The sequence below is a fragment of the Mycobacterium pinniadriaticum genome (genome assembly GCF_026242045.1).
Taxonomy (GTDB): Bacteria; Actinomycetota; Actinomycetes; order Mycobacteriales; family Mycobacteriaceae; genus Mycobacterium; species Mycobacterium pinniadriaticum.
In genome coordinates this window covers 1-1205 of the sequence record NZ_JAPJDO010000106.1, presented here as the reverse complement: position 1 = coordinate 1205, position 1205 = coordinate 1, and the positions used below count along the sequence as shown (strand labels likewise).

General features: G+C 62.9%; 1 protein-coding gene. It reads right to left on the bottom strand.

Translation table 11 applies throughout. From position 1 onward, the window contains the following. Window positions 1–20: 20 nt before the first annotated feature. A partial coding sequence (locus ORI27_RS32840) for an IS1634 family transposase (RefSeq protein WP_266001427.1) occupies window positions 21–1205 on the bottom strand: 1185 nt, incomplete at its 5' end.

The following is a 1205-nucleotide window of genomic DNA, read 5'->3' as shown; positions in this document are numbered from 1 at the left end:
CCCGAGTTGGGTCATTTGGCTTAGTGCCTTGATTTTTCGGTCTTCAGGGCGTTGAGGATCGTCTCGACCTCGGGGTTTATTGCTGGCGGGTAGGTGGCGATGACGCCGTTGATGTCGATGGTGGCGTTGCGCAGGGGTTTGATGGTGCGCAGGAATCGCCGTAGCGAGAGCCCGGTTCGGGTCTGGATTTCGCGGCTGAGGGCCAGGGCGGTGAACACGATGGTGAGGTGGGCTTCGATGGCGTCGCGGGTGCGGGCAAACATGGGCCGGGCGGCGAGGTCGGATTTCGACATCCGGAAGGACTGCTCGACTCGCCACAGGTCGTGGTAGCTGGAGATGATCTCGGTGGCGGGCATGAGCGTGGTGTCGATGTTGGTGACATAGCCTTTGAGGCCGACCAGATGGCGTGCGCGCTGCAGGGAGGCTTCGTCGAGGGTACGGGCCCCATTTCGGACTGTGACGAATCGTGGTGTGCGGGCTGTCTTGTCGCCGGCGACGACTGCGCGGGCCTTGTGTTCCTGCAGGTTCAGTGTCTTGGTGTCGCGGACCGCCCGTTTGGTCGAGTAGGCCCATACCGCTCGCCACGATTTCGGGTGTGTCGTCGGGTTCCAGATGGGTTCGGCTTTGAGTTTCGGGTCGCTGGTCTTGGTGGCGGTGCCGCGCTGATCGCGTGGGGTGATGGTGTCGATGATCTGGCCGTCGGTGAAAAGGTTGCCGTGCCAATGGAAGTGCGATGTCAGATCGCCCGGGGCTTTGGTGACTCTGGATCCGACGATGAATCGCAACCCGGCCTCATCGAGGTCACGCAGGTTCGTGGCCGAGAGCATGCCGGCATCGGCGACGACGACCATGTCGGTGATTGCATGCCGCTGCTGGAAGGCGGTCACGATCGGCACGATGGTCAGGGTCTCGGCCTTGTTGCCCTCAAAGCAGCCGATCTCCAGCGGGAAACCTTGCCGGTCGACCAACAGCCCGACCACGATCTGCGGGTCGACGCGGCGTTCCTTGGAGTAGCCGACTTTGCGCAGGTCGTCTTCTTTGTCGGCCTCGAAGTACAGGGTGGTGACGTCGTAGAGCACCAGGCTCAGATCGCCTGTGGTGCAAGCCGTTTGGAAGCACGCGGCGGCTATCCGTTCACGGTAACCACCGGCAGAGGCGCGGCGCAGCGTCCGTTTACGTGTCGACAACGACGCCGAGGTGCGACC